17 protein-coding genes are annotated in these 26,991 nt (G+C 45.9%); 12 read left to right on the top strand and 5 right to left on the bottom strand.

Translation table 11 applies throughout. The features are described from left to right. The first annotated feature begins 33 nt into the window (after positions 1 to 33). From L3V27_RS04600 to L3V27_RS04575, 6 genes are all read left to right on the top strand, one after another. Positions 34 to 1,494, top strand: coding sequence for an aldehyde dehydrogenase family protein (locus L3V27_RS04600; protein ID WP_237311138.1), 1,461 nt, complete (start codon positions 34 to 36; stop codon positions 1,492 to 1,494). Positions 1,495 to 1,562: 68 nt separating this feature from the next. Continuing rightward, positions 1,563 to 2,552 (top strand): membrane dipeptidase, encoded by a 990-nt coding sequence (locus L3V27_RS04595; RefSeq protein WP_006742451.1) that lies wholly within the window; start codon positions 1,563 to 1,565, stop codon positions 2,550 to 2,552. A 109-nt stretch (positions 2,553 to 2,661) separates the two neighbouring features. Continuing rightward, complete coding sequence (locus L3V27_RS04590; RefSeq protein WP_237311136.1) at positions 2,662 to 4,263, top strand: BCCT family transporter; 1,602 nt, start codon at positions 2,662 to 2,664, stop codon at positions 4,261 to 4,263. Between the two features lie 101 nt (positions 4,264 to 4,364). Continuing rightward, positions 4,365 to 6,101, top strand: a complete 1,737-nt coding sequence (locus L3V27_RS04585) for a hypothetical protein (RefSeq protein ID WP_237311134.1) — start codon at positions 4,365 to 4,367, stop codon at positions 6,099 to 6,101. Then, positions 6,098 to 6,829 carry a DUF3726 domain-containing protein gene (locus tag L3V27_RS04580; protein WP_047009283.1) on the top strand — a complete coding sequence of 244 codons (732 nt, stop codon included), beginning with the start codon at positions 6,098 to 6,100 and terminating at the stop codon, positions 6,827 to 6,829. Before L3V27_RS04585 ends, L3V27_RS04580 begins: the two co-directional genes overlap by 4 nt. A 144-nt stretch (positions 6,830 to 6,973) precedes the next feature. Then, positions 6,974 to 7,351 carry a nuclear transport factor 2 family protein gene (locus tag L3V27_RS04575; RefSeq protein ID WP_048625191.1) on the top strand — a complete coding sequence of 126 codons (378 nt, stop codon included), beginning with the start codon at positions 6,974 to 6,976 and terminating at the stop codon, positions 7,349 to 7,351. An 82-nt stretch (positions 7,352 to 7,433) separates the two neighbouring features. Here L3V27_RS04575 and L3V27_RS04570 read toward each other — a convergent pair whose 3' ends face one another. Together L3V27_RS04570 and L3V27_RS04565 are read right to left on the bottom strand one after the other, a co-directional pair. After that, positions 7,434 to 8,429: an ABC transporter substrate-binding protein gene (locus L3V27_RS04570; protein ID WP_237311132.1), complete on the bottom strand. Its 996-nt coding sequence runs from the start codon at positions 8,427 to 8,429 to the stop codon at positions 7,434 to 7,436. A 141-nt stretch (positions 8,430 to 8,570) separates the two neighbouring features. Continuing rightward, complete coding sequence (locus L3V27_RS04565; RefSeq protein WP_237311130.1) at positions 8,571 to 10,805, bottom strand: hypothetical protein; 2,235 nt, start codon at positions 10,803 to 10,805, stop codon at positions 8,571 to 8,573. Between the two features lie 426 nt (positions 10,806 to 11,231). On the opposite strand from L3V27_RS04565, the gene artP reads away from it, so the two are divergent. The 5 genes from artP (at position 11,232) to L3V27_RS04540 (ending at position 14,860) form a co-directional block, all read left to right on the top strand. Continuing rightward, a complete protein-coding gene (gene artP / locus L3V27_RS04560) occupies positions 11,232 to 11,960 on the top strand; it encodes an arginine ABC transporter ATP-binding protein ArtP (protein ID WP_114322951.1) in 729 nt (242 codons plus the stop codon). An 88-nt stretch (positions 11,961 to 12,048) separates the two neighbouring features. After that, a complete protein-coding gene (locus L3V27_RS04555; RefSeq protein WP_005390934.1) occupies positions 12,049 to 12,792 on the top strand; it encodes an arginine ABC transporter substrate-binding protein in 744 nt (247 codons plus the stop codon). Between the two features lies 1 nt (position 12,793). Beyond that, complete coding sequence (gene artQ, locus L3V27_RS04550) at positions 12,794 to 13,483, top strand: arginine ABC transporter permease ArtQ (RefSeq protein WP_237311129.1); 690 nt, start codon at positions 12,794 to 12,796, stop codon at positions 13,481 to 13,483. Further along, entirely contained in the window at positions 13,480 to 14,148 is a 669-nt protein-coding gene (artM, locus tag L3V27_RS04545; protein WP_065646167.1) for an arginine ABC transporter permease ArtM, read from the top strand. Before artQ ends, artM begins: the two co-directional genes overlap by 4 nt. Positions 14,149 to 14,287: 139 nt before the next feature. Then, complete coding sequence (locus L3V27_RS04540) at positions 14,288 to 14,860, top strand: protocatechuate 3,4-dioxygenase (RefSeq protein WP_237311128.1); 573 nt, start codon at positions 14,288 to 14,290, stop codon at positions 14,858 to 14,860. A gap of 74 nt (positions 14,861 to 14,934) precedes the next feature. Here L3V27_RS04540 and L3V27_RS04535 read toward each other — a convergent pair whose 3' ends face one another. The 3 genes from L3V27_RS04535 to L3V27_RS04525 all read right to left on the bottom strand — a co-directional run bounded on the left by L3V27_RS04535 (position 14,935) and on the right by L3V27_RS04525 (position 18,855). Beyond that, entirely contained in the window at positions 14,935 to 16,590 is a 1,656-nt protein-coding gene (locus L3V27_RS04535) for an ABC transporter substrate-binding protein (RefSeq protein WP_237311127.1), read from the bottom strand. Positions 16,591 to 16,918: 328 nt separating this feature from the next. Beyond that, positions 16,919 to 17,536 (bottom strand): OmpA family protein, encoded by a 618-nt coding sequence (locus L3V27_RS04530; RefSeq protein ID WP_237311126.1) that lies wholly within the window; start codon positions 17,534 to 17,536, stop codon positions 16,919 to 16,921. A 5-nt stretch (positions 17,537 to 17,541) separates the two neighbouring features. After that, positions 17,542 to 18,855, bottom strand: coding sequence for a TolC family outer membrane protein (locus L3V27_RS04525; protein ID WP_048625183.1), 1,314 nt, complete (start codon positions 18,853 to 18,855; stop codon positions 17,542 to 17,544). Between the two features lie 368 nt (positions 18,856 to 19,223). On the opposite strand from L3V27_RS04525, the gene L3V27_RS04520 reads away from it, so the two are divergent. Beyond that, entirely contained in the window at positions 19,224 to 26,843 is a 7,620-nt protein-coding gene (locus L3V27_RS04520; protein ID WP_267135620.1) for a VCBS domain-containing protein, read from the top strand. Positions 26,844 to 26,991: the final 148 nt, after the last annotated feature.

Here is a 26,991-nt window from a genome sequence, read left to right as displayed (position 1 = left end):
GCCATCACAAATCGGAAGAACAAGGAAAGAACCATGACTTTTATTAACAATGTTCAAGCAGAAAAATCCCTCTATATAGCGGGTGAGTGGCAATCGGGCATGGACACCATCGCCAATATTAACCCTTCTGATATCAGCGAAAACATTGGCGATTTCGCACAAGCGAGTGTGTCGCAAGTAGAGCAAGCGATTCAAGCGGCTAAATCAGCGCAGCCAGAGTGGGAAAAAACACCAATCGAGCGCAAACAAGCAGTGCTGCAAGCGATTGGTGATGAGCTCATTGCACGATGTGACGAATTGGGTACCTTGCTTTCGCGTGAAGAAGGTAAGCCATTTGCTGAAGGTCGAGGTGAGATTTACCGTGCTGGCCAATTCTTCCAATACTTTGCTGCTGAGGTACTGCGTCAAATTGGCGATAACGCTGCTTCCGTCCGTCCAGGTGTCTCCGTTGAAGTTACTCGCGAAGCCGTCGGCGTTATCGCCATTATCTCTCCTTGGAACTTCCCAACAGCAACAGCGGCTTGGAAAATCGCGCCAGCACTTGCGTTTGGCAACAGTGTCGTCTGGAAGCCTGCCAACCTAACCCCAGCAAGTGCCGTTGCGCTGACAGAGATTATCCATCGCCAAGGTTTACCTGCTGGCACGTTTAACCTCGTTTTGGGTAGCGGTTCGCAAGTCGGTAATACCCTTATCAATTCGAAGGATGTGAACGGCGTTAGCTTCACTGGTTCTGTGGGCACTGGCCGTAAAGTTGCAGCGGCAACGGCACCAAATTTTGTGCGTTGTCAGCTAGAGATGGGTAGCAAAAATGCGCTCGTAGTGGCAGATGATGCAGACATTCAGATTGCTGTCGAAGCGACAATCGCAGGCTCATTCTCGGGTGCAGGTCAAAAGTGCACCGCGTCTTCTCGTCTTGTGGTTATGGACGGAATTCACGACGCGTATGTTGAAGCGCTAATCAAACGCATGAGCGAACTTAAAGTGGGTCACGCTCTAGAAGAGGGCGTATTCATGGGCCCTGTTGTTGATGGTAACCAGCTGAATGCGAACTTTGAGTGGATCGAAAACGCACGCCAAGCAGGCGCGGAGCTGGCTTTCGGTGGTGAGCGTCTGAGCCTAGAGCATGACGGTTACTACATGTCACCAACTCTGTTTTTAAATACACAGAATGGCTGGGAAGTGAACCAAGAAGAAGTCTTTGCGCCAATGGCGAGCGTGATTCGCGTTTCTGATCTGGATGAGGCAATTGCAGTCGCGAACGATACGCGCTTTGGCCTGACAGGCGGCATTATCACGCAAAGCCTGCGCAATAGCGCGATCTTCAAACAGCAAGTCCAAACGGGCTGCGTCATGGTTAACTTGCCAACTGCGGGTACAGATTATCACGTCCCATTTGGTGGCCGTAAAGAATCTAGCTTTGGCCCTCGTGAGCAAGGTCAGTACGCCAAAGAGTTCTACACCGTGGTGAAAACCGCTTATCAGCGCCCTTACTAAGACAGCAGGGTAGCTGATGGTGTCAGTTACCCGAACTAAAAGGCTAAGAAATTGTTTAAGGAGTGGTTATGTACCAACAACGGATTGTGATTGACGGATTGCAGTACTGCAATTGGGATCGAGAGTATTTCCAAACGCTTAAGGCGAGTGGCATTACCGCCGTTCATGCCACCATCGTCTACCACGAAACTGCGCGCGAAACCTTAACGCGTTTTGCTGAGTGGAACTTGCGCTTCGAGCAAAATGCGGACCTCATCATGCCTATTTATTCAATGGCAGATGTAGAAAAAGCCAAAGCAGAAGGCAAAGTCGGCATCTTCTTCGGCGCGCAAAATTGCTCACCGATTGATGATGAAATTGGCTTGATTGAAGTGATGCGCCGCCAAGGTCTGCTGATCATGCAACTGACCTACAACAACCAAAGCTTACTGGCGACAGGTTGTTACGAACAAAACGATTCCGGCGTAACTCGCTTTGGTAAGCAAGCGATTGAAGAGATGAACCGAGTTGGGATGATCATTGATATGTCCCACAGCGCGGAGCGTTCAACGTTGGAAGCTATCGAGCTCTCTTCGCGTCCAATTTGTATCAGCCATGCTAACCCGACATTTGCGCATGACGCACTGCGCAACAAGTCCAACACCGTGATCAAAGCATTGACGGAGCGCGGCGGTTTGATCGGATTCAGTTTATATCCGTTCCATTTACCAAATGGCAGCCAGTGCACGCTGGATGATTTCTGCCAGATGGTTGCGAAAACCGCAGACATGTTTGGCGTTGACCATTTAGGTATCGGTAGCGATTTGTGCCTAAACCAGCCGCAACAAGTGTTGGAGTGGATGCGCAACGGTCGTTGGTCAAAAGCGATGGATTACGGCGAAGGTTCAGCAAGTAACTCGGGATGGCCAGATGCGCTGCCATGGTTCTGCGGCAGTGCAGGGATGGAGAACATCTACAACGGATTAATGCGTCACGGATTCAGTGAATCTGAGGCAGGAAAAATATTGGGTGAAAACTGGTTTAACTTCCTCAAAGAAGGATTAGAGCCTATTTCATAGTACACCCAAAATTAGGAACCGCCTGCCTACATAACAACAATACGGCAGGCGTAAAACTCACATTTGTAGCCAGTCTTTGGCAGCTGCAAAGAACCTCTGGAGCCAGAGTATGTCTGATTTAACCAATAGCATGAAAGCTTCCACGATGAGCGTGCCATCGGGCAAGTCAAAAGCAACACACAACACATCAACAACAGAAAACACGACGGACAAATTGGGACTGAATAACCCGGCCTTTTGGTATAGCGGTGGTTTTATCGCGTTGTTCGTTGCTATTGCACTTTATGACGGCGAGTTGTTATCTACGATCGTTAACGCTGGCTTTGGCTGGGCAGTTCAAGTGTTTGGTCCTTACTGGCAGTTACTGCTGCTTCTCACTTTTCTTATTGGTCTTGGCTTGGCTGCAGGGCGAACAGGCAAAGTGATGTTGGGCGGGATTGCTAAACCAGAAATGGATTCTTTCCGCTGGATGGCGATTATTTTCTGTACCTTGTTGGCTGGTGGTGGTGTTTTCTGGGCCGCGGCTGAGCCTATAGCACACTATGTTAGCCCACCCCCGTTGTACGGCGCGCAAGATAACCCGCAGCAAGGTGCGGTGAATGCGTTGTCGCAATCCTTTATGCACTGGGGCTTTCTGGCTTGGGCGATTGTAGGTAGCTTAACTTCCATCGTGGTGATGCACCTGCATTACGACAAAGGCTTACCGCTAAAACCCCGTATTTTACTTTATCCAGTGTTGGGCGAACGAGCACTTAAAGGCCAACTCGGTGCATTGATTGACGCGTGCTGCATTATCGCGGTAGCCGCGGGCACCATCGGGCCAATTGGGTTTCTAGGCTTGCAGGTTAGCTACGCGTTAAATGCGCTGTTTGATATTCCTGATGGCTTTACGACTCAGCTTATCATCATTTTGTTTGCGATTGCGCTTTACACCTTGTCTGCACTCAGTGGATTAAGCCGAGGCATGCAACTACTTAGTCGTTACAACGTGATTCTGGCAATGGCATTGATGGTTTACATCCTGTTTTTTGGCCCTACGAATTTTATCTTTAACGGATACATTCAAGGTGTAGGGAGCATGCTGGATAACTTTATCCCAATGGCGACCTATCGCGGTGACGAAGGTTGGCTAAGCTGGTGGACAGTATTTTTCTGGGGCTGGTTCCTTGGTTATGGTCCGATGATGGCAATCTTTATTGCGCGTATTTCCCGTGGTCGCACTATTCGCCAAGTTATTTCCACCATCAGTATTGTTGCTCCGCTCACCACCTGTTTTTGGTTCACGATTGTAGGCGGCTCTGGCCTTGCGTTTGAAATTGCTGAACCGGGTAGTGTGAGTGCGGCGTTTGAAGGCTTTAACTTGCCAGGTGCTTTGCTTGCGGTGACTCAGCAACTACCAATGCCAATGCTGACTTCAATTCTATTTCTGATTTTAACCACGATCTTCATCGTCACGACGGGCGACTCAATGACCTACACAATCAGTGTCGTGATCAGTGGTGAAACGGAGCCGAATGCGATCATCCGTACCTTCTGGGGCGTAATGATGGGTGTGACAGCTCTGATCCTGATTTCGCTTGGCTCTGGTGGCATCTCTGCACTGCAATCTTTCATTGTGATTACCGCGGTTCCGGTTTCGCTGATTCTGTTGCCGTCACTTTGGAATGCACCGCAAATCGCAATCAAAATGGCGAAAGAGCAAGGGCTATAACAATTATCTAATTCAAACAACGTGGAGCTTGTGCGGGTGTTTTCCTCCTGCATCCGCACAAACCCTAGTATTCTTACAATAACAAATAGGTGGTGAGCAAAATGGATGCACATCGTTCTACTTATACGGAAGCAACTATGCGCGACGCAGCGATTGTCATGGCAGCCGAAAGGCTTGGCGCAATGCACCAAAACCGAATCAGCTTTGTTCGTAGCCTGATTCGTAATATGGCAAGCCAAAATTGGCAAGTAACCAAGCATGAGTGGCAACTTTGTCCGCGTGGTTATGGTCACGTTATTTACAAATTGACCACGCTAGAGCACGTTTATCATTTGGTGGTGTTCTGTGATGAAATTGCTGATGACGAGCGTAATGACCGCGTCATTGCTGAAAAGTGGGACGTCACATTCGCACTGGTTCAAGGCGATGTTGATGTTACTTTGTTGGAAAGATTGCGAGCAAATGTACCGCTGCAAGAAGCGGGACGTAATCCAAACAACGTACTTGTTCTGGCTCGCGCAAACAAAAGCGTGCGTGTGTTTGAACACATTGTTAGCGCACTTTCTCAAGGCAAGCAGCCCGAGCCAAAAGAGCTGGCGGAAGTGGGTTATATCCTGCGTACCACAGCTGTGTATGGGAACGGCAAGTTTGGCATCGCCGATTTCAAACTGCTAGAGAACAACTCAGATTTCAGTCAGTCTTTTAGTGCGCAAATGTGTGCCGTATATATGTTGCGTGAATTCAGCCTAGACTGGGTACACTACCTGGCACTTCAGCAAGGGGGCGACAACGCGGTAGCTTTGCATCGTGGCTTGCAGCGCTACCTTGGTGTCGGCAATGCGACTGGCTTAGGCATGGCTCCATACTTGATTAATCACCCGTGCATCGTTGACCAATGGATGACCTCTCGCGAGCGTGCGGTAGCGCGAGTCTTTGCGATGCCGTGTGAAGCGTCATTTCATGCTCCTTTGCAAGGATTGCTGCAAAAAGCACAGCGTCATTTAGAGCAAGTCATCACCATCAATGAACATCAAGACAGGCTCAATCATCAAGCGATAGCAGACATCAAACAACTGCTATCGGAGCTAACAACGTTAATGGCATTACATCCGAACTGGGCGAGTTTGGTCGAGCATAAGAAAACAATGAGTGTGGAAGCCCAAGAAATCCTCACCTCTTGCTTGATCGAACTCTACCCATCTTTAGTGGATGAATTTGCTAGCCAAATGAATACGGATGAAACGTTATCTATTCCGGGCGGGAAAAAGATCCAAGATTTACTGGAAGTGTTGCAAAGCAAGTACCGCTGGGCGATTGATGCGGATTACTCACTAGCCGAGAACAACTACTGGTTCTGGTATCGCTCACAAGACAAAGAAGAGCCAAGGCTTGGTGTTCGTGGGGAGGAAGCAGGAGAAGAAAAAGAGCTGCCGCTTGATATCGGCAGACAAGTGAATCGCTTGTACCACGCCTTGCTTGGTTGTGATGAAGAAATGTCCGTAGCAGAGTTTCTGTTGCAAAATCCGACTTACCGTTCGATCACACGTCGCGTATGGACGTTAGGCAACCGAGCAATGGGTGATATTCAAATGAACGTGCTACGCCAAGATGCACTGCCAATGCACTTATTGCGCTGTAAGTTGGCGATCTTTGGTGCGACTAAGTTTGATCCGCGCTCGGATCGTTGGGTTCGAGTAACTTTCTTCCAGGGCGCGCCGCTGTTAGATGAAATTCACGATCCTAAACTGGCGGACACATGGATTTTCCCAAGCATGCCGGAACGAGAAGAAATTGCGCAAAGTGACAATCTAAAAATCAACGGAGGATTTGCATTATGATCGTCTCTCACAACGAATTGGTGGCCGCGGTTAATAAGGCATTTCTTGGCATGCGCCGTCACTGTGGTGAGGCGGATGTCATTGCGAACATGGTGGCGGACTTGCAAATGGTTGGCTTGCACGGGGTGCGTCACTTTAATAACGCCAGCCTGTTTCTTGGGTTAGATTCGGACTGCGCCGTATCGGTGACCAACAACACGTCAGCGAGTATCGAGATGGATTTGCACAATGGCAGTGTGGCGTGCCACTTACCCGCCGTGTTGGATTTCGCACTTGAGAAAATGATTAACAGTAAGTCGATTACTATCACGTTGAAACAGTGTCATAACCGTTGGCTAGGTTTTAGTGAGTTGTTGAAGCTCTCTGCAAAAGGCATTGCGTGCCGTGCACAATGGGTCAATGGCTCTAGTCCAAAACGAACGCTTTATGTGTTAAATCGTGGACGAATCGCGCCAGAAGTCTTTTTCTCGGATCAGTTTGATGGGCATGATACGGATTTGCATAGTATGGTTATCGAACTCTCTGTGAACGATTTCGATATCGAGAAAAGCGCACAAGGATACACCATTCACATTGAAGGCGATGAGTTAAGCAACACGCAACAAGCCTCTTGGCAAAATGGTATTTTTGTCGAAGACCAAGAGTGGGAAACACTGAAACAAACCGCAACCGCGTTGCTAGTGGAGAACAGTGAGCGTTCCATGCAGGGTGCTGGTGGTGTGGTTTAAGCTCTGAAGGGACAGTGATTCCAAGTTTCAAGTGATGAAGGCTGCGGTTTAGCGGCCTTTTTTGTGCGCGATGTTCGGTCACTTCTTAGGTTCTAAGGCTATGATTATCGTTAAATACCAAGTAGAGCGACATAGGGAAGAAAAATGGACCTGCAAGAGAACAAAAGAAATGCCATTGCGTTTTACGAAACCGCCTATCGAGGTAATCCAAAAAAGGCAGTTGAAGACTACGTTGGCGATGAGTACATTCAGCACAATCCATTAGTTGGAAATGGCCCTGAGGCTTTTATCGAGTATTTTGAGCGGATGCAAAACGAGTATCCCAATAAAGACATTACGTTTGTGCGAGCCATTGCTGAGGGGAATTTGGTGGCACTACACACTCACCAAACATGGCCTAATGATATTGAATACGTGACGATGGATTTCTTTCGTTTTGATCATAATGGGAAAATCGTCGAACATTGGGACGCTCTGCAAGAGATTCCTAAAGAAACATTGAATGGTCACACCATGTATTAACGAATCGTTGATTAGCCTCCAATACTATTTATTCAAACGGTATGGGAGGCTAAATTATTTGGTACGAGTTAGACGTCAATCACTAGAGCGCTTTTTCGATCTTCATCGCTACGTCTTCAGATACCCAACCTTTCCATAACTCAGGGTAGGTATTAAAGAAGTAAAACATCGCTTCTTCACCGTCCGCGTAGTTATCTTCCATCCAGGCCAGCATTTCACTCATTTGCTCGTTGGTAAATCCGCGTTTCTGCAAGTACGCGAATGCTTGGGGTTCTTTGCTCGCAAACGCCTCAGTTGTTACTGTGCGAACTGGAGAAGGTGGGTACATTGTTACTTTTGGTGAAGCGCAATCAGGCTGGGTGGTACAGTTGCGATACTCTTCCAGATCCGTTCCGCTACCAAAATCCACTTTGACCATATCATACTTGCCCAATACGGGTGTTGGTGACCAGTAGTAACCAAACCAAGGCATTTTGCGATCATAGGCTTTGGCGATGGTGCCAGCTAATGCTGCGCCAGAGCCTGGGTCAACCATCTCAAAGCCGTGCTCACTTAACCCTAATGCATTAAACAAGTGACCGGAGGTGATTTGGCATGTCCAACCAGCAGGGCAGCTATAAAAGGCGAACTTGTCATCATCCTCAGGGTGTTCAAACAGCTTGGCGTGTTTAATGACGCCTTCTATCGTCGCGAGCTCTGGATACTGTTTTACCAGATAGGCGGGAACCCAAAACCCTTCTTCACCGCCATTGACAAGCGATTCACCAGCGATGCGCAAGCGTTTATCCGCAATGCCTTTATCAAGCGCTTCTTTAATGCCGTTTGTCCATAACTCTGGCGCAACGTCAGGTTGTCCCTTTTCAATCATAGAGGTGCCCGTAGGAACGCTATCACCAGGGATCAATTCCGCATCGCACTGGTAGCCTTCATTTAAGACAAATTGGTCGATGTGCGCCATTAAGCTGGCCGAATTCCAATTCATATCCGCGATGGTTATTTTTCCACATTCATCCGCATTTGCATGAGTTGATAATGCTGATAGCAGCAGAACAGAGAGCATTGAAGGTGTGGTCTTCATGTGACTGAATTTCCTTGTCGTTGTCATTTACTTCAGTATATACATCGGTTTATAAAGATTCAGTGAACAAGGTTTTTTCAGTGACGTTAAGCATAAAAACGGCGATTTATGAAGCGTTGAGTGAGAGTGTTTGAAAGGGAGTTAATACAGCAAGAACACCCCTTCGTAGCCGCCGAGCTCAATGTGAGAAACATAGTCGCCGATGTTACCGTCTTGATCTACAGGTCGCATAGACTCTGGAAGGGCGATAGTTATCTTCGGTGAGGAGAAATAATCGATATTCTTGCCAAAGAAATCAGTCCGATACAGCACTCGGCCTTTAGTAAATTCGCGAGCTAACACCATCTCCGTAGGGCCATGCATCACTACCGTATCTTCTGAGCGATACGCAAAGTACGTATGGGTTGGTAACAAATCGATAGCGCCATTAGGCAAGTCAGGATGAGCCACTTTGCTCATAGAAGCATCTCCAATCACCGTGTAATCGACGGAATAGGGCGTGCTGGTGGACATCATTAGCGGAGTCGCCTGATACCCATCTGGGATTTGATTGGCCGGCGTACCTAAATCGATGGCAAGCAAGGTGCTAGGTTGATAAGCAATATTCTTTGGTACGCCTGCCTTCCAGAAGTTGTTACCGGTGGTGTTATTGCTTCCATATACGTAACCATTATTCCACTGACTAAAGTAACTGCGCTCAGGGTGATAGTTTAAGTAGAACACCGCTAGTGCAGAATATTGGTCCTGCTTCCAATTGTTTTGTGTGTTACCAAAGTATTGAACGCGACCATAACGAGTTGTTGCTTGATAAATCACGTTCTGGCCAACTTTGGCGAGAGCAGAGTTATCCCAAAACTTAGCCAAGCCAGCATAGCCACTAAAGCCAGTGGAAGGGAAAAGGTAGTGCTCGCGCAAGTACAAGGAGCCAGCACCAACTAAGTGGTTTTGGCCGTTACGACCGAATAAGTTGGCCGTGCCTATGTTGAGGCCAATTAACGCATCCGCATCCAGCGTCGCCAATTTGTTTAAGAACGCCGAGAATTGCGCTTTGTATGCATCATCAGCGGCTTGGCTTCCCGCCACCAAACCAAGCTCATCCACTGTACCACCGGAATAAACGTAGAACTGATTTTCTCCGAGTAACTTATTCGTATCGTCGTTGTACGCACCGTTTAAACCTTGTTTCGCCCATTCAGCTTGGTAATAGTGGTGTATTGAGTTGGCAAGATCGGGATTGCCGAGGTTGGTTAATGCCCAAGAAGAGGTTTGATTCCACATGCGACCAAATGGAATAACGCGTGACTCCCAACGAAATCGTGCCGTTGCATTCTTATTTGAGCGGCTCTTGAATTCTTGCCAAGAAAGATAATTATCTTGGTTTCGATCAGCTGATTCGTCAAAACCTCGAATTTGTCGCCAGCGCTGAATGGTTTGACCTTCAGGTGTCTCTGTTGGTGCTCCTGAGACATTGACGACAGGGAAGCTATCTTTGAGTTGAATGTTTTCGAGGCGTGGGCGGTTTTCTATGTTGTCGTCATGCCAAGTAATTTTCGCAACGTAAAGGCGGCCGCCGTCGCGTAAAAAAGTGGACCCAAAATACTGACCGCCACCATAGGTTTGTCCGCTACCATCGTGTGTCGTAGCGCGAACCCAATCCGAAGGAACAGACCAGTTTACCGTTTGGTTTTTAGTCATGTTCTCAGTCTTGTCTTTTCTAATTGCGAAGCTTTTCCATTCTGTTACCAGACCAAACGAATCGATGGCAGAAGGGTATTCAATTATGAAGTTGCCACCTTGAGCAAACTGGGAAAACGTAAGGGTTAAGCGGTCGAACTTCTCTGAGTGATAAACATAGAGGGCACCACCATTATTCGCCTGACCGAATACATCAGCATCCCATGGCGGTGGTTGATATAGCCAAAAACCGGCGTGGTCAGCGCTGGCGGTATAGCCAACGATCATCGGTTTGCGATTTAGCAGAGTATTCTCGCCATGGCTTGAGTCAACCTCTGCGATGATAGTGTCTTCAGAAAAGTGGAGAAAGAAATCTTCGTAGTCAACTCCATTCAGTTCTGCTTGGTTACGTATATCGTTTTCCAGCCAACCTGAGTTAAGTTCCAGCTTTTGGTTGTACATGTAACCAAGCGCTTTTACACGCTCGTTATCACTCTTATTTTCGTAAGCTCCAAACACGATATCGGCATTATCCAACTCCCATTCAAGTGCAGCCGCAGCAGAGATAGGCTTATCTTGAAGATCAATACCCTGTTCATGCAATCCAGGTAACACGATTGCTGTTCTACTCCAAACGCCGGGTACAGAAAGCAAGCTCAGAGAAGCGAGTGTAACGAGAGAAAAACAATGCGACTTCAACATGGAGTTATCCCATTAATACTTAGATGACTCAAATTAAGAGTCAGATACAAAGAGAAATTATAGTCCATTCGCGAAGTCGTAATCTGGCCCCTACCATAGAGGACTTTACAGGAAAACTAACAGGGGATGCTGTGCAAAAATGAGCGGGTGTGCTTGGAATAGAGTATCCTCATTGACTCAAAACTTCCTCTACACGTCAGCACAAAAGTAACCACCATTTTAACCTTGTTTCGGTCGTCACCATGTCGTTGGATTTTCTTCAACAAATTCAGTTAAAACTCACTCTTCAAACCAGTCAGATACTCTGTCTTGGTGGTTTCTGATCATACAAAAAATTAACAAATTAAATTTTTATACATTTTTATTGCATAAAAAGTCCAATTGAGTAATATAAATACCAAGTGACAATTAATGCGGTATGTCAGCATGACTATTCAGGTAAGCGGAATCAATAAATCCTACGGTGAGACACAAGTGCTTCACGATGTCAGCTTTAAGTGTGAAAGCGGCGAAACACTGGTGTTACTTGGTCCAAGTGGTGCAGGTAAGAGCTCTCTACTGCGTGTTCTTAACCTTCTTGAAGGGGCGGATAACGGCAAGTTAAACATCACAAATGATGTTTTTGACTTCTCTACTGAAATCAAAGAGAAACAAGGTTTAGCACTTCGTCGTAAAGTAGGTATGGTGTTCCAACAGTACAACTTATGGCCGCACATGACAGTGATGGAGAACCTGATTGAGGCTCCGGTAAAAGTATCTGGCATGGATAAAGAAGAAGCGAAGAACCAAGCAATGCAAATTCTCGCAACACTTCATTTGGCAGACAAAGCGGATGCGTGGCCGATGCTGCTTTCTGGTGGTCAGCAACAACGTGTGGCGATTGCTCGTGCATTGATGATGAAACCGGAAGTCTTGCTTTTTGATGAACCGACCGCTGCGCTTGATCCGGAAATTACTAACCAAGTCGTTAAGATTATTAAAGATTTAAGCGAAACTGGCATCACCCAAGTCGTAGTAACGCATGAGGTCGATTTTGCTAAAAAAATCGCTAGCCACGTACTGTATCTAGAAAAAGGACACATCGTCGAGCACGGCACAAATGATTCGTTTTCTAACCCGCAAACCGCCCAGTTTGCTGACTACCTAAATCACTAAATTACGTTTTTAACGTTCAGTCTATTTAACAGATAAGCTCGGCTGTTATTGCGAGTGTCAGCCCACTAAGTACACACGGAGTATTGCAATGAAAAAGATTCTACTAGCTTCACTAATCGGCCTCTCTTCTGCAACTATGGCAGCAAACGCAGCAGCACAAGAAGAGATCAAATTCGCGATGGAAGCGACGTACGCACCATTCGAATACATGGATGAAAATAACCAAATCCAAGGTTTTGACGTGGATCTGGCGAACGCACTATGTAAAGAAATGGAAGCCAAATGTACCTTCCATAACCAATCTTTTGACAGCCTGATCCCTGCATTAAAATTCAAACGTTACGATGCGGCTATCTCTGCAATGGATATTACTGAGGCGCGTTTGGAGCAAGTGAATTTCACGAATGCATACTATGAAAACTCAGCAGCGTTTGTTTCTATCAAAGAAAAAGTTGCTGATCAAAAAGCACTAGAAGGTAAGCGCGTTGGTGTTCAAAACGGTTCAACACACCAAAGTTACCTGATTGAGCAAATGCCGGGCGTAACCGCGGTTCCTTACTCTAGCTACCAAGACGCATTCATCGATATGAAGAACGGTCGTATTGATTCTGTATTCGGCGATACAGCTGTCGTAGCTGAATGGTTCAAGAAAGAAGACAATCTAGCATACGTGGGCGAGCACGTAACCAACCCTAAATACTTCGGTAACGGTTTCGGTATCGCAGTAAACAAAGGTAACGACGAGCTAGTGAACAAGCTGAACACGGCACTGAAAACAGTGAAAGCGAACGGCGAATACGACGTAATCTACAACAAGTACTTCGGTAAGTAATATGGCACTAACGGGTTACTCTTTATCGCTTGTTCAAGCTAGTTGGATGACTGTCCAGCTAGCCTTCACAAGCCTCTTAGTCGGTTTGATTCTGGCAGTGGTATTCGCCAGTGGTGAAATGTCTCGCCGCGTTTTCGTTAAATGGCCAATGACGGCGTTTGTGACGATTGTACGTGGCTTGCCAGAAATCCTTGTCGTGTTGTTCATCTATTTTGGTTCGACGCAGGTTCTGTTTTTAATCACCGGCGACTTTATTGAAGTTAGCCCGTTCTTGTCTGGCGTGGTGGCGTTGTCATTGATCTTCGCTTCCTATGCTTCTCAAACTCTACGTGGCGCATTAAAAGCCGTTGGAAGAGGGCAGAGAGAAGCAGCAAGTGCACTCGGCATCAGTCACGCACACGCTTTCGTTCGCATTGTTTTACCACAAGCAGTAAGACACGCACTACCAGGTTTAACTAACCAATGGTTGGTTCTGCTGAAAGACACCGCGCTTGTATCACTGATTGGCGTAACGGATTTGTTGAAACAAGCGCAGCTAACATCTGCAGCGACGCATGAAGCGTTTACATGGTACGCAACCGCTGCGGCGATTTACTTAGGCATTACTTTGATTACGCAACGTGCCGTAAAACTGATTGATAAGAAATTCTCAATTCAAGGTATGAGCATGGGACAGGAGGCGACCGCATGAACGAACAACACGTTTGGCAAATGCTGGATGGCTTAGGCACTAGCCTCCAATTGACCGCCGCTTCCTTGGTTGTGGGCTGTCTCTTAGCTCTGATGATGACGCTGACTCTGATCCTGCGTACTCCGGGTTTGCATTGGTTAAGTCGTGGCATCATCACCTTGTTTACTGGTACACCTTTGTTGGTGCAGATCTTCTTGGTGTATTACGGACCAGGTCAGTTTGATGTCGTAAGAGAAAGCGTATTCTGGACATGGTTAAGCCAACCTTGGTTTTGTGCGATGTTAGCGCTAGCACTGAATACCGCTGCATACAGCACTCAGCTGTTTAAAGGCGCGTTTAACGCGATCCCTTCTGGTCAATGGCAAGCGTGTCGTGCTCTAGGGATGAACAAAACCGCAACGCTAAAAGTGCTGCTGCCATACGCTATTCGTCGTGCCGTTCCGGCTTATTCGAACGAAGTGATTTTGGTCTTCAAAGGTACTTCACTAGCAAGCACGATCACGATCATGGATCTGATGGGTTACGCGCAGCGCATTAACGCACAAACTTACGATACGTTGACGGTATTTGGTATTGCAGGCGCATTTTATCTAACGGTAAATGGTGTGCTAACTCTCATTTTCCGTCAGGTAGAGAAGAAAGCACTAGCCTTTGAAGCCGTTTAATTATTAGTAGCTAATTTGTAAATGCCTCTGTTCAAGCGTTGCCCTGAACAGAGGCATATTTGTTTTAGTGTGCTGCTATGCTGGAAAAATCATCAAGAATCACCAAACTTAAGTAAGGTAAACAATCACTGGTGATGATATGGAACGTCGACACTTCTTAGCTTTATGGTCGCTAATATTTGCGCCTTCGCTAAAATCCGCTAGCCCAATGAATCCGACACCACCTCAAACGGAAGGGCCATTTTATCCCGTGGTTCCAGTGCCATTTCGTCAAAATTTGATTTTGCAGTCGAAAGGTCTTATTGGTGAGCCCATTTTTCTTCAGGGTAAGGTAATGGATACAGCAGGGAATCCATTGTCTGGAATGAAAATAGAAATATGGCAATGTGATGGACAAGGCATCTATGAACACCCGAATCAACCTAACAATAATAAGTTTGATCCTCACTTCGCAGGCTTTGGTGCAGTTTTAACTGACGAAGATGGGAATTACCTTTTTCAAACGTTATTTCCGGTTCCATATAGCTCTCGACCTCCCCACATCCACGTCAAACTATGGCGTGGAGAGAAAGAGCTGTTAACGACTCAGCTTTATTTGAAAGGGCGAACTGGTAACGAGTGGTGGGGCGGAAAAGCCCGTGATTATTTGCAGTTTGAGCCTGTCAACATTGATGGTCGTGTCGTCGGTGAGTTCAATTTTGTGCTCGCTTAGTGCGATTAAGCGTTATTTTGAAAACTCACATCGTAGATTACAAAAGTAATTAGCAAACAGAAGCTTCTAACAGATTAGTCTTGTCCAGCTCTGACTCTTAGTTTGTAGAAATCACTGTACCCAGATTTACGGAGTTGAACACCGCTTACACCTTTCGCTCTGGTGATTTTTTCTTGCCCCCAGAACAATGGTAAGATTGTTGTATCAGCTCTGAGCTCCGAGAGTATTCCCTCCAAACGTTTTTCAGGCGTGGGATCAGAGACTGCATCGTGTACGTGATTAACATGCTGTTCAAATTCATCAGAGTGAAGAGCAAATCGAATACCTGTACCTGTTAATAGCCACTCATAAATTCCATAGGTTAAAGGTGGCTCAATGACATCTTCGACAAAGAGCAAGTCGGCTTGTTCTTTTACAAGTTGAGGATTACTAGCGTCAGTTAGCTCCACAAATTCTACATGCAACCCAGTTTGACGGATTAAATCTACGATCCATTGGTTCGCTTTACTTAAATAATCAATCGTCCACTTTGGATGGGTTATGACTAACGTTCCCTCAAGCTGAGGAACAATCTCGTTGTGAGAGCTATCATCGAGAATGTGCATCGTTTCCAAGCCATTCGCTTTGGCAAATTCAAATCTACGACTCTCGATAAAAGAAAATAGGCGCTGCCAAGTTTGCTCGCTTAGTGAGCACTCGGCGCGACGGTTACGTGCTAGAAAAGAAAATGCCTGAATCATATAACATTCGGTATCGTCAGTTTCCTGATTATAACTGATGTATTGATCCAGCTCAGTCCCCTGATGAGAGAGCGTGATTTGCTCCAATAATGCCTTTTTTGCGAAATAGTTATGATGTTTTTTCAGTACTATTTTGTCGGTATCCCAATGCCTAAGTACAAACGGGCCAGTACCTATTGTGATACTGCGACCTTTAAAGCTCTTCTGACGTCGAGTAGTGATAGACGCATTTGCGGTTGCTAAGCAGTAAATGAATAAGTTATTAGGCTGCTTTAAGTCAATACGTATAGCTTGTTTGGCATTATCGAAGCTGATACGAGTGACTTGCTGAAGTAATTTTTGGACGGGACCATCTGTTGTAATGAGCTTATTTAAAGAGTGTACGACATCTTCTGCTTGTAATGTTAGCCCATCGTGACAGTAGATATCAGGGCGGAGCCAAATATATATACAACTGCCTTCATTTTTGTACTCACAAGCGAGGTGATTTTTTAATTGACCGTAGTGATCAACGGTAAATAGGGTGTCATACAAGCTGCGTATTACCTGCAGTTCTGAAAAACGATAAGTCAGTGAAGGGGTTAGCTCATCTACCCAAGGATACTGGCTGACGATGAGTGTATTTGAATCTTTGTTTTCTTCTGAAACTTCTGCGAGTGCTTGGCTAAGTGCGCTTACAGCGGTGCTACGGTAATGCTCAAGTAACCTCGAGATGACGTCAAAACTACCATTGTTGATTTCATTACGAATCGTAAAGTAGAGGGCTTGGTGTATTGTTACCGTCACTTTTAGTGTGCTGGCTTTCCCACGGCCACGACCTGGCTCCCAGTGGATCCAATTGTAGCTGTCAAGTATTCTCAGTATATTAGATATATTGCGTCTAGAAGTTGAAAAAACCAGTTCTAAATCGTCGAGGTTTACCTGATACGTTTGAGAGTGTTTGTAATGTTTTAATAACTGGCTCAATCTACGAAGACATGTTTCTGTCATGTTTTATTATGTTTCCTCAATAGATGATTGATTTATTAAAGTTATATAATAAATTGATTTCATATTGTGGTGAAGAAAGGTGATTGCTTAAACCCCTCAGTGTTATTGATTGGCTTATCTTCTTCCCATTTAAAAGTATTGGTGGTTCTCATTTTGACTCTAATATATTACTACTAATATAGAGCCAAGGCTCACTTTTAATTTTTACTATAATATTAGTGACTTATGATTAATGTTAGTGTTTGTTTTATTAGTTGTGTCTAATTAGTTGGGCGTAATGGCATAAAAATACCCCCACTCATCTATGCAAATAAGCAGGGGTATAAGTTTATTTTACTTCTGGGAAGGTAGTGAATATCGTCCACTCATCTTTAACCATCCCTTGTTGGCCGACAACAGTGGCAGTAACGCGACGGTTTAATGCGTGGCTGACACGATCCATACCCGGCTCTGCTAACTGTGTGTCGCCAAAAGCAATAATTGCGAGGCGGTCACCCGGGATTCCTTTTTTTATCAATAGATTGCGTACATTCTCTGCACGATGGCGAGATAGGTTTAAATTGTATTCTGCGCGTCCTACCTTACTTGCGTATCCTTGTATCTCTATAGAAGTAGTTGGATACTTTTTAAGAAATGCAGCCAACTCATCTATCTTGTTTTTAAAAATTTGGTTAATAAGAGCAGAGTCATTATCAAACAAAATCTTAAGTTGGTGTTGCTCTTCTTTATTCAAATAGGTTTCACAACCATCATTGTCCACTTCTGCCCCTATTGGAGTACCTGCGCAAAGATCACGAGCGTTTATCACACCATCTTGGTCCAAGTCGTTTAGGTCAGCAATCTGATTCGCCTTTGGTATAGGAATGTACGCCAGCTCATCTTTTGCGTATGCACTATGATGACTCATTATGACTAAAGCCAGAGTGATTAGAAGATTCTTTTTCATTGTATTTAGTACTCCACCGATTGAGTCCACTCTTCCGGTATGTCGACGCGCAATGCGTCTAAAAGCTGCCCGGTTGAAGTCAGGGTTCGATATTGTGCGTATTGCTGCGCAAATTGTGTTTCTAAGTAGTTTTTGCGTGATTCAAACAACTCGTTTTCAGTGTTCAGCAGATCAAGTAGGGTGCGCTTTCCAATACGATATTGTTTTTGGTATGCAATAACGGTGTTTGACATGGAATCAACGTGTTGTATTAAAAAAGACTTTTGTTGTTTAGTCAGCTCAAGAGCGCTCCAAGAAAGGCGGAGCTCTTGCTCCACACTTCGGTATGCTCGCTCTCTGAGGTCTTTCGCTTTATTGAGTTGATAGGCCATACTGTCACTGTTTGCAGAGTCTCGGCCACCGTTGTAAAGGTTGTATCGGACACGAAGCATTGCTTGTGTTTCAGAGTTGAGACCATTTACTCCTCCTACATCATCGTTCCAGCTTTGTTTCGCTTCAAATGAGATGACTGGGAAATAGTTTGCATCCGCTTGTTTATATTGGAACCTGGCAGAATCGACATCTGCGAGTGCTATTTTTATGACAGGATGATTGTCAAAAGCCTGCGATTGGGCCTCGTCTAGAGAATTGGGGATAAAGTTTTGGTCTGCGTGCGGAAAAATAAGGTTAGTTGGTGCCTCACCAACTAAGCGAAAGAATGCTGTTTGAGCGTCTTTATGGTTATTTTGTGCAGCTAAAACATTACTTTGAGCTTTTGCTAAACGAGCCTTAACCTGGTTAAGGTCGGCAACTGAGCCAATTCCTGACTCTGTACGCTTTTTAATATCAGTATAAATTCGCTTATGTGTGTTTAGGTTGCTAGTGGAAAGCGCAGTCAGCTTTTGTGTTTTTACTACATCCAAATAAGCTTTGATGACTTCTAACGCAACATTTTGGGCATCTGCAAGTAACTGATAGCGCACAGACTCTGCATCTGCAGAGGTACGATCAATGTCATATAGGGTTTTTGAACCATCCCAGATCAACTGGGTAAGAGTAATTGCCATATCTTTGCGGGTCATCTCGGTATCACTCTTACCAGTAGAGTCGGAAGGGTGAATGCTCTCGTAACCGATACCCGCGTCAATATCGAGACTAGGTTTATATGCTCCACGTGATTTATCGATAATATAACGACTACTCATATACTCGTTAAACGCACTTTTGATATCAGGGTTCGTTGCAAATGTTGTCGCTATTGCTTGTTCTAAAGTTTGTGCGCTAGAAACCAGTGGTATTAGCAAACCAAAACACGCGATACTAATATTACTTAGCTTCACTAAAATCTCCCCAAATAATTTAACGCCAGTTATTTTTCAAAAATAAATATTAAAGATTACTAATATTACCCAAGGCAAACGTTTCCTTTTGCTTGCTTTTTTGGAATGTAAGCTGCTATTTCAATGAAAATTTAATGACAAGTTTAAAGAATATTAAAAATAGGTCGCATAACATATGTTTTTACGGTGCAAAATAAAACAAATTTAAAACATGAAAATTATTGATAGGATAATTGCGTGTTTTAGATGGGTTAATTGATGCTAGCTTACGTCCAATTGTGTATATCGCTTCTTGAAAATAAGTCTTATTACTTTCTTAGTTTTATGGACTTTGAGATTTTTGTATTTACTAAATGAGGTATAAGCTCTTGGTTGGACCATCAAAATTAACCGCACAAACCTATGTTGTAATCGGCCTAGATGGTCAAATTAAAGCTTTTGCGTCTAAAGAAAACTTGTTACCGGGAGAAGTGGTCGTTGAATTAGTAGAGGGGAAGATCCAACCTCAGCATGTATATATTGCTGACACAGAAGGTGAAGCTCAAACTGATTCTACCGACAAGCTTGCGAAAATATTAGAGGCCATCGAAAAAGGACAAGACCCGAGTGAACTAGGTGATGAATATGCTACTGAAGCTGGTGAAGTTACGGGTTCAAGTTTGACTGCCTCTGGTACTGTTGAACGAACGGGGGCAGAAGTACTAGCAAGTACTTTTTTTGAAACCGCCGGCGTGACGACAGAGCAAAGTACAACGCTATTTAATATTTCTCGATTCACAACCTCAGAGCTTAGTGAAACTGAAGCGTTGATTGATGGTGAAGATAGAGGTGCCGTTCAAGAAGACGTGACGCTTGGAACTTCTGGCAACCTCAGTGTTACTGATCCAAATACAGGTGAAGCGTTATTCCAATCACAGAGTGAGGTTCAAGATAGTTATTGGGGCGTCTTCTCAATTGATGCTTTCGGTAACTGGAATTATCAGCTGAATAATGAGCACGGAGAAGTGCAGGCTTTGGATCATGACAGTGACCCAGTCATCAGAAGTATTACCGTTTTATCTGTAGATGGCACTGAGCATGAAGTTGTGATCTCTATTACGGGCACTGAAGATGCGCCAGTCGTGACAGGTACGTTTACCGGTAAGGTGACTGAAGGCAATCTCGGTGATGTCGCGACCGCAACAGGCACCATTGCTATTACTGATGTCGATAATGGCGACGATCCGATTTTTGCAAACACCACCGTTACGGGCACCTATGGTGAGCTAGCATTGGTGGACGGGAAGTGGACGTATACGCTGGACCAAAGCCAGGTTCAACAGCTGGACGAGGGTGACCAGGTGCAAGATACCATCACTCTCACGGCGACCGATGGCACCCAACAAAACATCGTGATTGATATTACGGGCACCGAAGACGCGCCAGTCGTGACGGGCACGTTCACCGGTAAGGTGACTGAAGGCAATCTCGGTGATGTCGCGACCGCAACAGGTACCATTACTATTTCTGATGTTGATAATGGCGATGAGCCAGTGTTCAGCAACACTACCGTTACGGGCACCTATGGTGAGCTAGCATTGGTGGACGGGAAGTGGACGTATACGCTGGACCAAAGCCAGGTTCAACAGCTGGACGAGGGTGACCAGGTGCAAGATACCATCACTCTCACGGCGACCGATGGCACCCAACAAAACATCGTGATTGATATTACGGGCACCGAAGACGCACCAGTCGTGACGGGCACGTTCACCGGCAAGGTGACCGAAGGTAATCTCGGTGATGTCGCGACCGCAACAGGCTCCATTGTTATTACTGATGTTGATAATGGCGACGATCCGATTTTCGCAAACACTACCGTTACGGGCACCTATGGTGAGCTAGCATTGGTGGATGGGAAGTGGACGTATATGCTGGACCAAAGCCAGGTTCAACAGCTGGACGAAGGTGATCAGGTACAAGACACCATCACCCTGACGGCAACCGATGGCACCCAACAAAACATCGTGATTGATATTACGGGCACCGAAGACATGCCAGCCGTGACGGGCACGTTCACCGGCAAGGTGACCGAAGGCAATCTCGGGGATGTCGCGACCGCAACAGGCACCATCACTATCTCTGATGTTGATAATGGTGACGCTCCGATTTTTGCAAACACCACCGTTACGGGCACCTACGGTGAGCTAGTATTGGTGGACGGGAAGTGGACGTATACGCTGGACCAAAGCCAGGTTCAACAGCTGGACGAGGGTGACCAGGTGCAAGACACCATCACCCTGACGGCAACCGATGGCACCCAACAAAACATCGTGATTGATATTACGGGCACCGAAGACAAGCCTATTGTTGACGGTACGTTTACTGGCAAGGTGACCGAAGGCAACCTCGGTGATGTTGTGACCGCAGCAGGTACCATTACTATCTATGATGTTGATAATGGCGACGATCCGATTTTTGCAAACACCACCGTTACGGGCACCTACGGTGAGCTAGTATTGGTGGACGGGAAGTGGACGTATACGCTGGACCAAAGCCAGGTTCAACAGCTGGACGAGGGTGACCAGGTGCAAGACACCATCACCCTGACGGCAACCGATGGCACCCAACAAAACATCGTGATTGATATTACGGGCACCGAAGACACGCCTATTGTTGACGGTACGTTTACTGGCAAGGTGAGCGAAGGCAACCTCGGTGATGTCGCGACCGCAACAGGCACCATCACTATCTCTGATGTTGATAATGGCGATGAGCCAGTGTTCAGCAACACTACCGTTACGGGCACCTACGGTGAGCTAGTATTGGCGGATGGAAAGTGGACGTATACGCTGGATCAAAGCCAGGTTCAACAGCTGGACGAGGGGGAGCAGGTGCAAGATACCATCACCCTGACGGCGACGGATGGCACCCAACAAAACATCGTGATTGATATTACGGGCACCGAAGACACGCCAGTCGTGACGGGCACGTTCACAGGCAAGGTGACTGAAGGCAATCTCGGTGATGTCGCGACCGCAACAGGCACCATCACTATCTCTGATGTTGATAATGGCGATGAGCCAGTGTTCAGCAACACTACCGTTACGGGCACCTACGGTGAGCTAGTATTGGCGGATGGAAAGTGGACGTATACGCTGGATCAAAGCCAGGTTCAACAGCTGGACGAGGGTGACCAGGTGCAAGACACCATCACCCTGACGGCAACCGATGGCACCCAACAAAACATCGTGATTGATATTACGGGCACTAATGATGTTCCTGAATTTGTTAGTGGGAGTAATGACAACTTTGGTCTGGATGCCCAAGGTAAAACCGACATCGATAGTTACCAGTTTAGCGTTGATGAAAACAGTCAATCGGGTGTAATTGGAAAAGTAAATGCATTCGATGTCGATCAGGACAGTCAGATAACGTATCACTTAAACGGTCATAGCGAACTGTTTGAAATCAACAGTCTTACCGGTGAGATCAGTGTCAAAAATGGTGCAAATCTGGACCATGAATCTATCGATAACTACCAGCTAGAAGTGGAAGCTCGTGACCAGTTTGGCGGTAAAGACACCGCTCAGGTCGAAGTGTTGGTTCGCGATATTAATGAAGCCCCTATTGCTGAAGATGATAAGGGCATTGAAAAAATAACCAAGACAATTGACCAGAGCAACTGGGATGACAGTGCTGATATCACAGTTGATTATTATGTGATTGATACTCGATCTGGAAACAAGGTTTCTGATGCATCGAAAGCTGATTATGTTGGTGACGGCGACCACAAATATGGCGTTAGTTCTGCGCTAGACAGCGGCTCAGACCGGGTTCAAGATGGTCAGATTCGATATGATGATGCAACCGGACAAAGTGAAGCAATGCGCTTCTCCTTTGCTAATGGTCAGGTTGCCGACCATGCTGAAGTTGAAGTGAAAAACCTATGGACAGACACTTCGAACGGTAGCTGGGAGCCTGGTATTGAGCGCGGTGTTTGGAAGGCTTACTACAAAGGTGACTTGGTTGCGACAGGTGTGTTTGAAGGTACCCGTGGTGGTAATCAAGTAGTCAACATCAATGCAGATGGGCGTTTCTTCGATAGTATTGAAATGTCTACTACCAGCTATAAAGACGGTGTCATTGATCCTAAAGGCTCAGAGTACTTTATTACTCAGGTATCAGCGGACCTGACGACCTTTGATGAAGCTTACCAGACCAACGGCTCAGGCACGTTAGAGCTGGATGTTCTGGCGAATGACAGCGACCCGGATGGTGACGCTCTGACTATTATCGACTATCCATCAGAAAGTTTCCTTAGTCTGCAAGATGGTAAATTGGTCTTTGATGCGGCCAAGTACCTAGAGTCACTGCCAGCTGATCAACAAACCCTGAAAACGGGTGAAGTGAAAGATTATACCTTCGAATACACCATCCGTGATGACGACGGCCTGACTGATAAAGCAGAAGTTACCGTTAGTGTGATGGGTGAGCCTATGTCGCTCAGTGATGCACACGCAGCATTGGATGAATCTCAAGTTGATACGGATACTGGCGTACATGCTGAAGGCAACTTTATCGCAAACCTCGGTTCTGCAACGGAGGCTGAATATCACTTCAACGCCGATCAAAACCTAGGTGGTTTCACCAGTGATGGTAAAGAGGTTGTGTTTGAAGTGAGTGCAGATCAGAGCACTCTAACTGGTTATACTGGAACAGGTGCCGACCGCATCAAAGTGGTTCAAGCCAACATAGATAGCAAAACGGGTCATTTCACAGTTGATCAACATATGCCTCTTGATCATGCGGAGCAGGGGGCGGACATGCTGGATATCCGCGCTAGCGTCGAGGTGGATGCCGGAGGTCAGTCTGAGAGTGCCACCTTGCATCTGAATGTGACGGATTCATTACCGTCATCGTCTTCAGCTCACTACGAAATAAATGATGTTGATTCACAAAGTAATAGTGTTGTGATTGCACTTGATGCGTCAGAATCAATGCTCGACTGGGTAACAGATGCAGACGGACAATATGTTACTCGCTGGCAACTTGCTCAAGACTCTATTAAGTCAATGTTTGAGCAATACCAAGATTTGGGTCCAGTAAGTTTTAGAATTGCAACTTACAGCGGACAACCATCTGGCCAGATTTCTGAGTGGCTAGATTCTGCCGAGGCCATTGATGCCTTTATCTCTGGTATACATCCATATGCATCGACGCCATATAACCAGGCCGTTGACCAAATAAATGAAATACTTAGTGATCCAGAAGATGATGCATTGCTTAGTAATACCGATACCCAGCTTTACTTTATCTCAGATGGTCGACCTTCCGATTTTACCTATTGGACAAATCAAACGAACGTGGGAGAAGTTCAAACCCGTGAAAACTTGATTAAGTGGTCAACATCAGATGATTTTGAAAGTGAACAGCGTTATCAGGACATAGTGAATGGTCGGGTTCAGCCTACTTCTGAAGAAGAGGGCATCATTCTGCAAAATGCGATGGAAAATGGCATCAGCAGTAGCGGTCAGGATGTTGAAAATATCTGGTCTGTCGGTATCGGTAATGGTGCGTCTCTGGAACACCTGGAGTCGATCGCGACAGATAAAGGCAGTGCTATTGTCGTTGTAGATGATTCTCAGATTGGGGATTTGCTTAGCAAAACGGTCTCAGGCCAGTTGCAAGGTAACCTTCTGGATGACAATGGCGGTGATGCTCAGTGGGTAGATCACATCACTATCGATGGCGAGATATATTACTACAACAAAATAAACGGTGATGTCACTACCAGCGATGGCACGAAAATATCGGATCATTCTCTGGCGCAAATTGATACCAACCACGGCAAGCTGACCATTAACTTTGAAAATGGTCACTACGACTATCAAGCGAGCAATGTTGTAGGTCATCAACAAGAGAAGCTTGACGTTACGGTTATCGATGCTGACGGTGATACTACAAATAGTGAAGTTACCATTGATATCCGAGATCGCGCACCAGAATTCATCAGTGTCGGTGATACAGACCAAACCCAAGGCACCGATGCCAACGGTATGCCAACAGAAGATACAGCAAGCTTTGACGTCGCTGAGCAAGAAGTTGGGGTATTAGTCGGCCAGGTGGAAGCGTTTGATCCGGATGGCAGTGACACCATAAAGTATGAATTGAGTGGTGGTGATGCTGATCTATTCCGTGTTGACTCGAATAGCGGTGAGATTTGGCTAAAAGATGGTGTAAAACTGGATCACTCGACTCAGCAAACGTATCAGTTGGAAGTGTCTGCAAGCGATGGTGTTGATACCGATACAACTCAGGTTATCCTGAATGTCACTGAGAACCATGCCCCAACCTCATCTCCAGTTCAGGGCTTTGCTCAGATGGAAGACTTACCGATCAATAAAGTGACGGTAGTGTTCGACCACTCGAACAGCATGACCCGTACCTTTGACGGTGAGAATACCGTGGGTCGTGATGCAACCGCACCGAAAACTGAATCGAGAGCTTACAAAGCAGCAGCAGCGTTACATTCCATGGTTGAAAACATGATTGCCGATGGAGGAGAATCAAACACCTATATCCGTCTGGTACGTTTCGACGGTGATACATCCACACATAGCTGGCTGACCTTGAGTGAAGTTGAGTTGATGACACGCCCACCAGAGATGAATGGCCGTGATTCAAACGATTTAAGTTTCCAAAATGAAGTGTCAGAATATGTGCGTAACTGGTGTGACGTAGAATACGGTACTAATACGGATTACGATAAAGCTTTAGAGGCTGTAATGGAGCCTGGTGAGGCGAGTAATGCCGTTTACCCTTGGCAGGATGGTTGGGACTATTTCGGTCCAGAAAAACCGTCTGAGAGTAAGGACACCATATTCTTTATCTCAGATGGCGAACCCAACCCTAGCGAGGGCGCTGTTACTTCTCCTGATCTAGCCGAGCGCTGGGAGGATTACAAACAGACTCATGACGCCAAAGTATATGGGATTGGTATTGCTCTCTCTGATAATGTCAAAGCAGCAGAGGCTCTAGATGAGCTTAGCGACAAAGTGGTGTTTATCGACTCAGGTGAAGACTTGGGGCAGTACCTAAACCAGTTCTCTCCCGATCCAATTGCCGGTGAGTTACTGGCGGGAAGCCAGGACGCTGATGGTGATAGCATGACCGTTTCTTTGGCAGAAGGCGATTTCACTCTGTTGGGCGCAGAACTGCACGGTGTAAGCGTAAATCAGCCGTTAGTTTCTTCATCCAGTGACGTAGATGGTCAGCTTCATATCCAGACAGCGTTCGGCACCTTGGAAGTGTCATCCAATGGCAGTTATAGCTTTACTCAAAGCGATGAGCTTACTCTACAGGGTGACCAGCAGGCGGATATGCATTTCTTGTTTAAAGTGTCTGATGGTAAAGGTGGCATAAGTGAAAACGTCTTTACACTTACATTGAACGATTCTGGCACCGATATTGCCCAAACTGAGCGCCATGCGTCGGTGGGAGATGAGTTTGCGAATAGTATCACTGGTGGCGAAAGCATTGATATTTTGCTAGGACAAGCAGGTGAAGATACGTTGAGTGGTGGCGCAGGCGATGACATTCTGGTTGGTGGGCTTGGAAACGATATCCTGACGGGAGGTCTAGGCAGTGACATCTTGACAGGTGGAGAGGGTATTGACACCTTCACCTTTACTCAAGAATCACTGGACATGACGTCATCAAGAGATGTGATTAAAGACTTTAGGCTGGATGAAGACAAGTTGGATTTGAGTGACATTCTTGAGTTTGTCGGTGACGACACAACGGATATGGATAACTTGTTGGAACACGTAAGCGCAGACTACGATAGTGCCCAAGATACTCTGAATTTGACGATTACTGGAGAAGGCAGCAACACAATGTCAGTGGCATTAGAGAACTTTGATTTATCAGGGTTGGAGCTAGGGTCGTCAGCGACATCTCATGAAATTGTTGATCAGCTGTTCCATCACCAAGTTTTTAACGTGGATTAGTATTACCTGAAGATAAAGTTATTTTAGTAAACAGCACCTGATTGAATCATCAGGTGCTGTTTTTCTTTTCTGCTGTTGTTAGTTACCGACTTTTTGCCTAACCACTTCAAAAATTGGCAGTAGTAAATGCACTGCTTCGCACTTTAAG

The organism is Vibrio sp. J2-3(2022), assembly GCF_021725735.1.
GTDB lineage: Bacteria > Pseudomonadota > Gammaproteobacteria > Enterobacterales > Vibrionaceae > Vibrio > Vibrio diabolicus.
Note: the sequence above shows the minus strand (reverse complement) of the source record. Positions and strands in the feature narration are given on the sequence as shown.

Excerpts from the sequence above, each read along its gene's own strand:
- L3V27_RS04600 (WP_237311138.1), top strand. The coding sequence starts at position 34 with ATGACTTTTATTAACAATGTTCAAGCAGAAAAATCCCTCTATATAGCG.
- L3V27_RS04595 (WP_006742451.1), top strand. The coding sequence starts at position 1,563 with ATGTACCAACAACGGATTGTGATTGACGGATTGCAGTACTGCAATTGG.
- L3V27_RS04590 (WP_237311136.1), top strand. The coding sequence starts at position 2,662 with ATGTCTGATTTAACCAATAGCATGAAAGCTTCCACGATGAGCGTGCCA.
- L3V27_RS04585 (WP_237311134.1), top strand. The coding sequence starts at position 4,365 with ATGGATGCACATCGTTCTACTTATACGGAAGCAACTATGCGCGACGCA.
- L3V27_RS04580 (WP_047009283.1), top strand. The coding sequence starts at position 6,098 with ATGATCGTCTCTCACAACGAATTGGTGGCCGCGGTTAATAAGGCATTT.
- L3V27_RS04575 (WP_048625191.1), top strand. The coding sequence starts at position 6,974 with ATGGACCTGCAAGAGAACAAAAGAAATGCCATTGCGTTTTACGAAACC.
- L3V27_RS04570 (WP_237311132.1), bottom strand. The coding sequence starts at position 8,429 with ATGAAGACCACACCTTCAATGCTCTCTGTTCTGCTGCTATCAGCATTA.
- L3V27_RS04565 (WP_237311130.1), bottom strand. The coding sequence starts at position 10,805 with ATGTTGAAGTCGCATTGTTTTTCTCTCGTTACACTCGCTTCTCTGAGC.
- artP (WP_114322951.1), top strand. The coding sequence starts at position 11,232 with ATGACTATTCAGGTAAGCGGAATCAATAAATCCTACGGTGAGACACAA.
- L3V27_RS04555 (WP_005390934.1), top strand. The coding sequence starts at position 12,049 with ATGAAAAAGATTCTACTAGCTTCACTAATCGGCCTCTCTTCTGCAACT.
- artQ (WP_237311129.1), top strand. The coding sequence starts at position 12,794 with ATGGCACTAACGGGTTACTCTTTATCGCTTGTTCAAGCTAGTTGGATG.
- artM (WP_065646167.1), top strand. The coding sequence starts at position 13,480 with ATGAACGAACAACACGTTTGGCAAATGCTGGATGGCTTAGGCACTAGC.
- L3V27_RS04540 (WP_237311128.1), top strand. The coding sequence starts at position 14,288 with ATGGAACGTCGACACTTCTTAGCTTTATGGTCGCTAATATTTGCGCCT.
- L3V27_RS04535 (WP_237311127.1), bottom strand. The coding sequence starts at position 16,590 with ATGACAGAAACATGTCTTCGTAGATTGAGCCAGTTATTAAAACATTAC.
- L3V27_RS04530 (WP_237311126.1), bottom strand. The coding sequence starts at position 17,536 with ATGAAAAAGAATCTTCTAATCACTCTGGCTTTAGTCATAATGAGTCAT.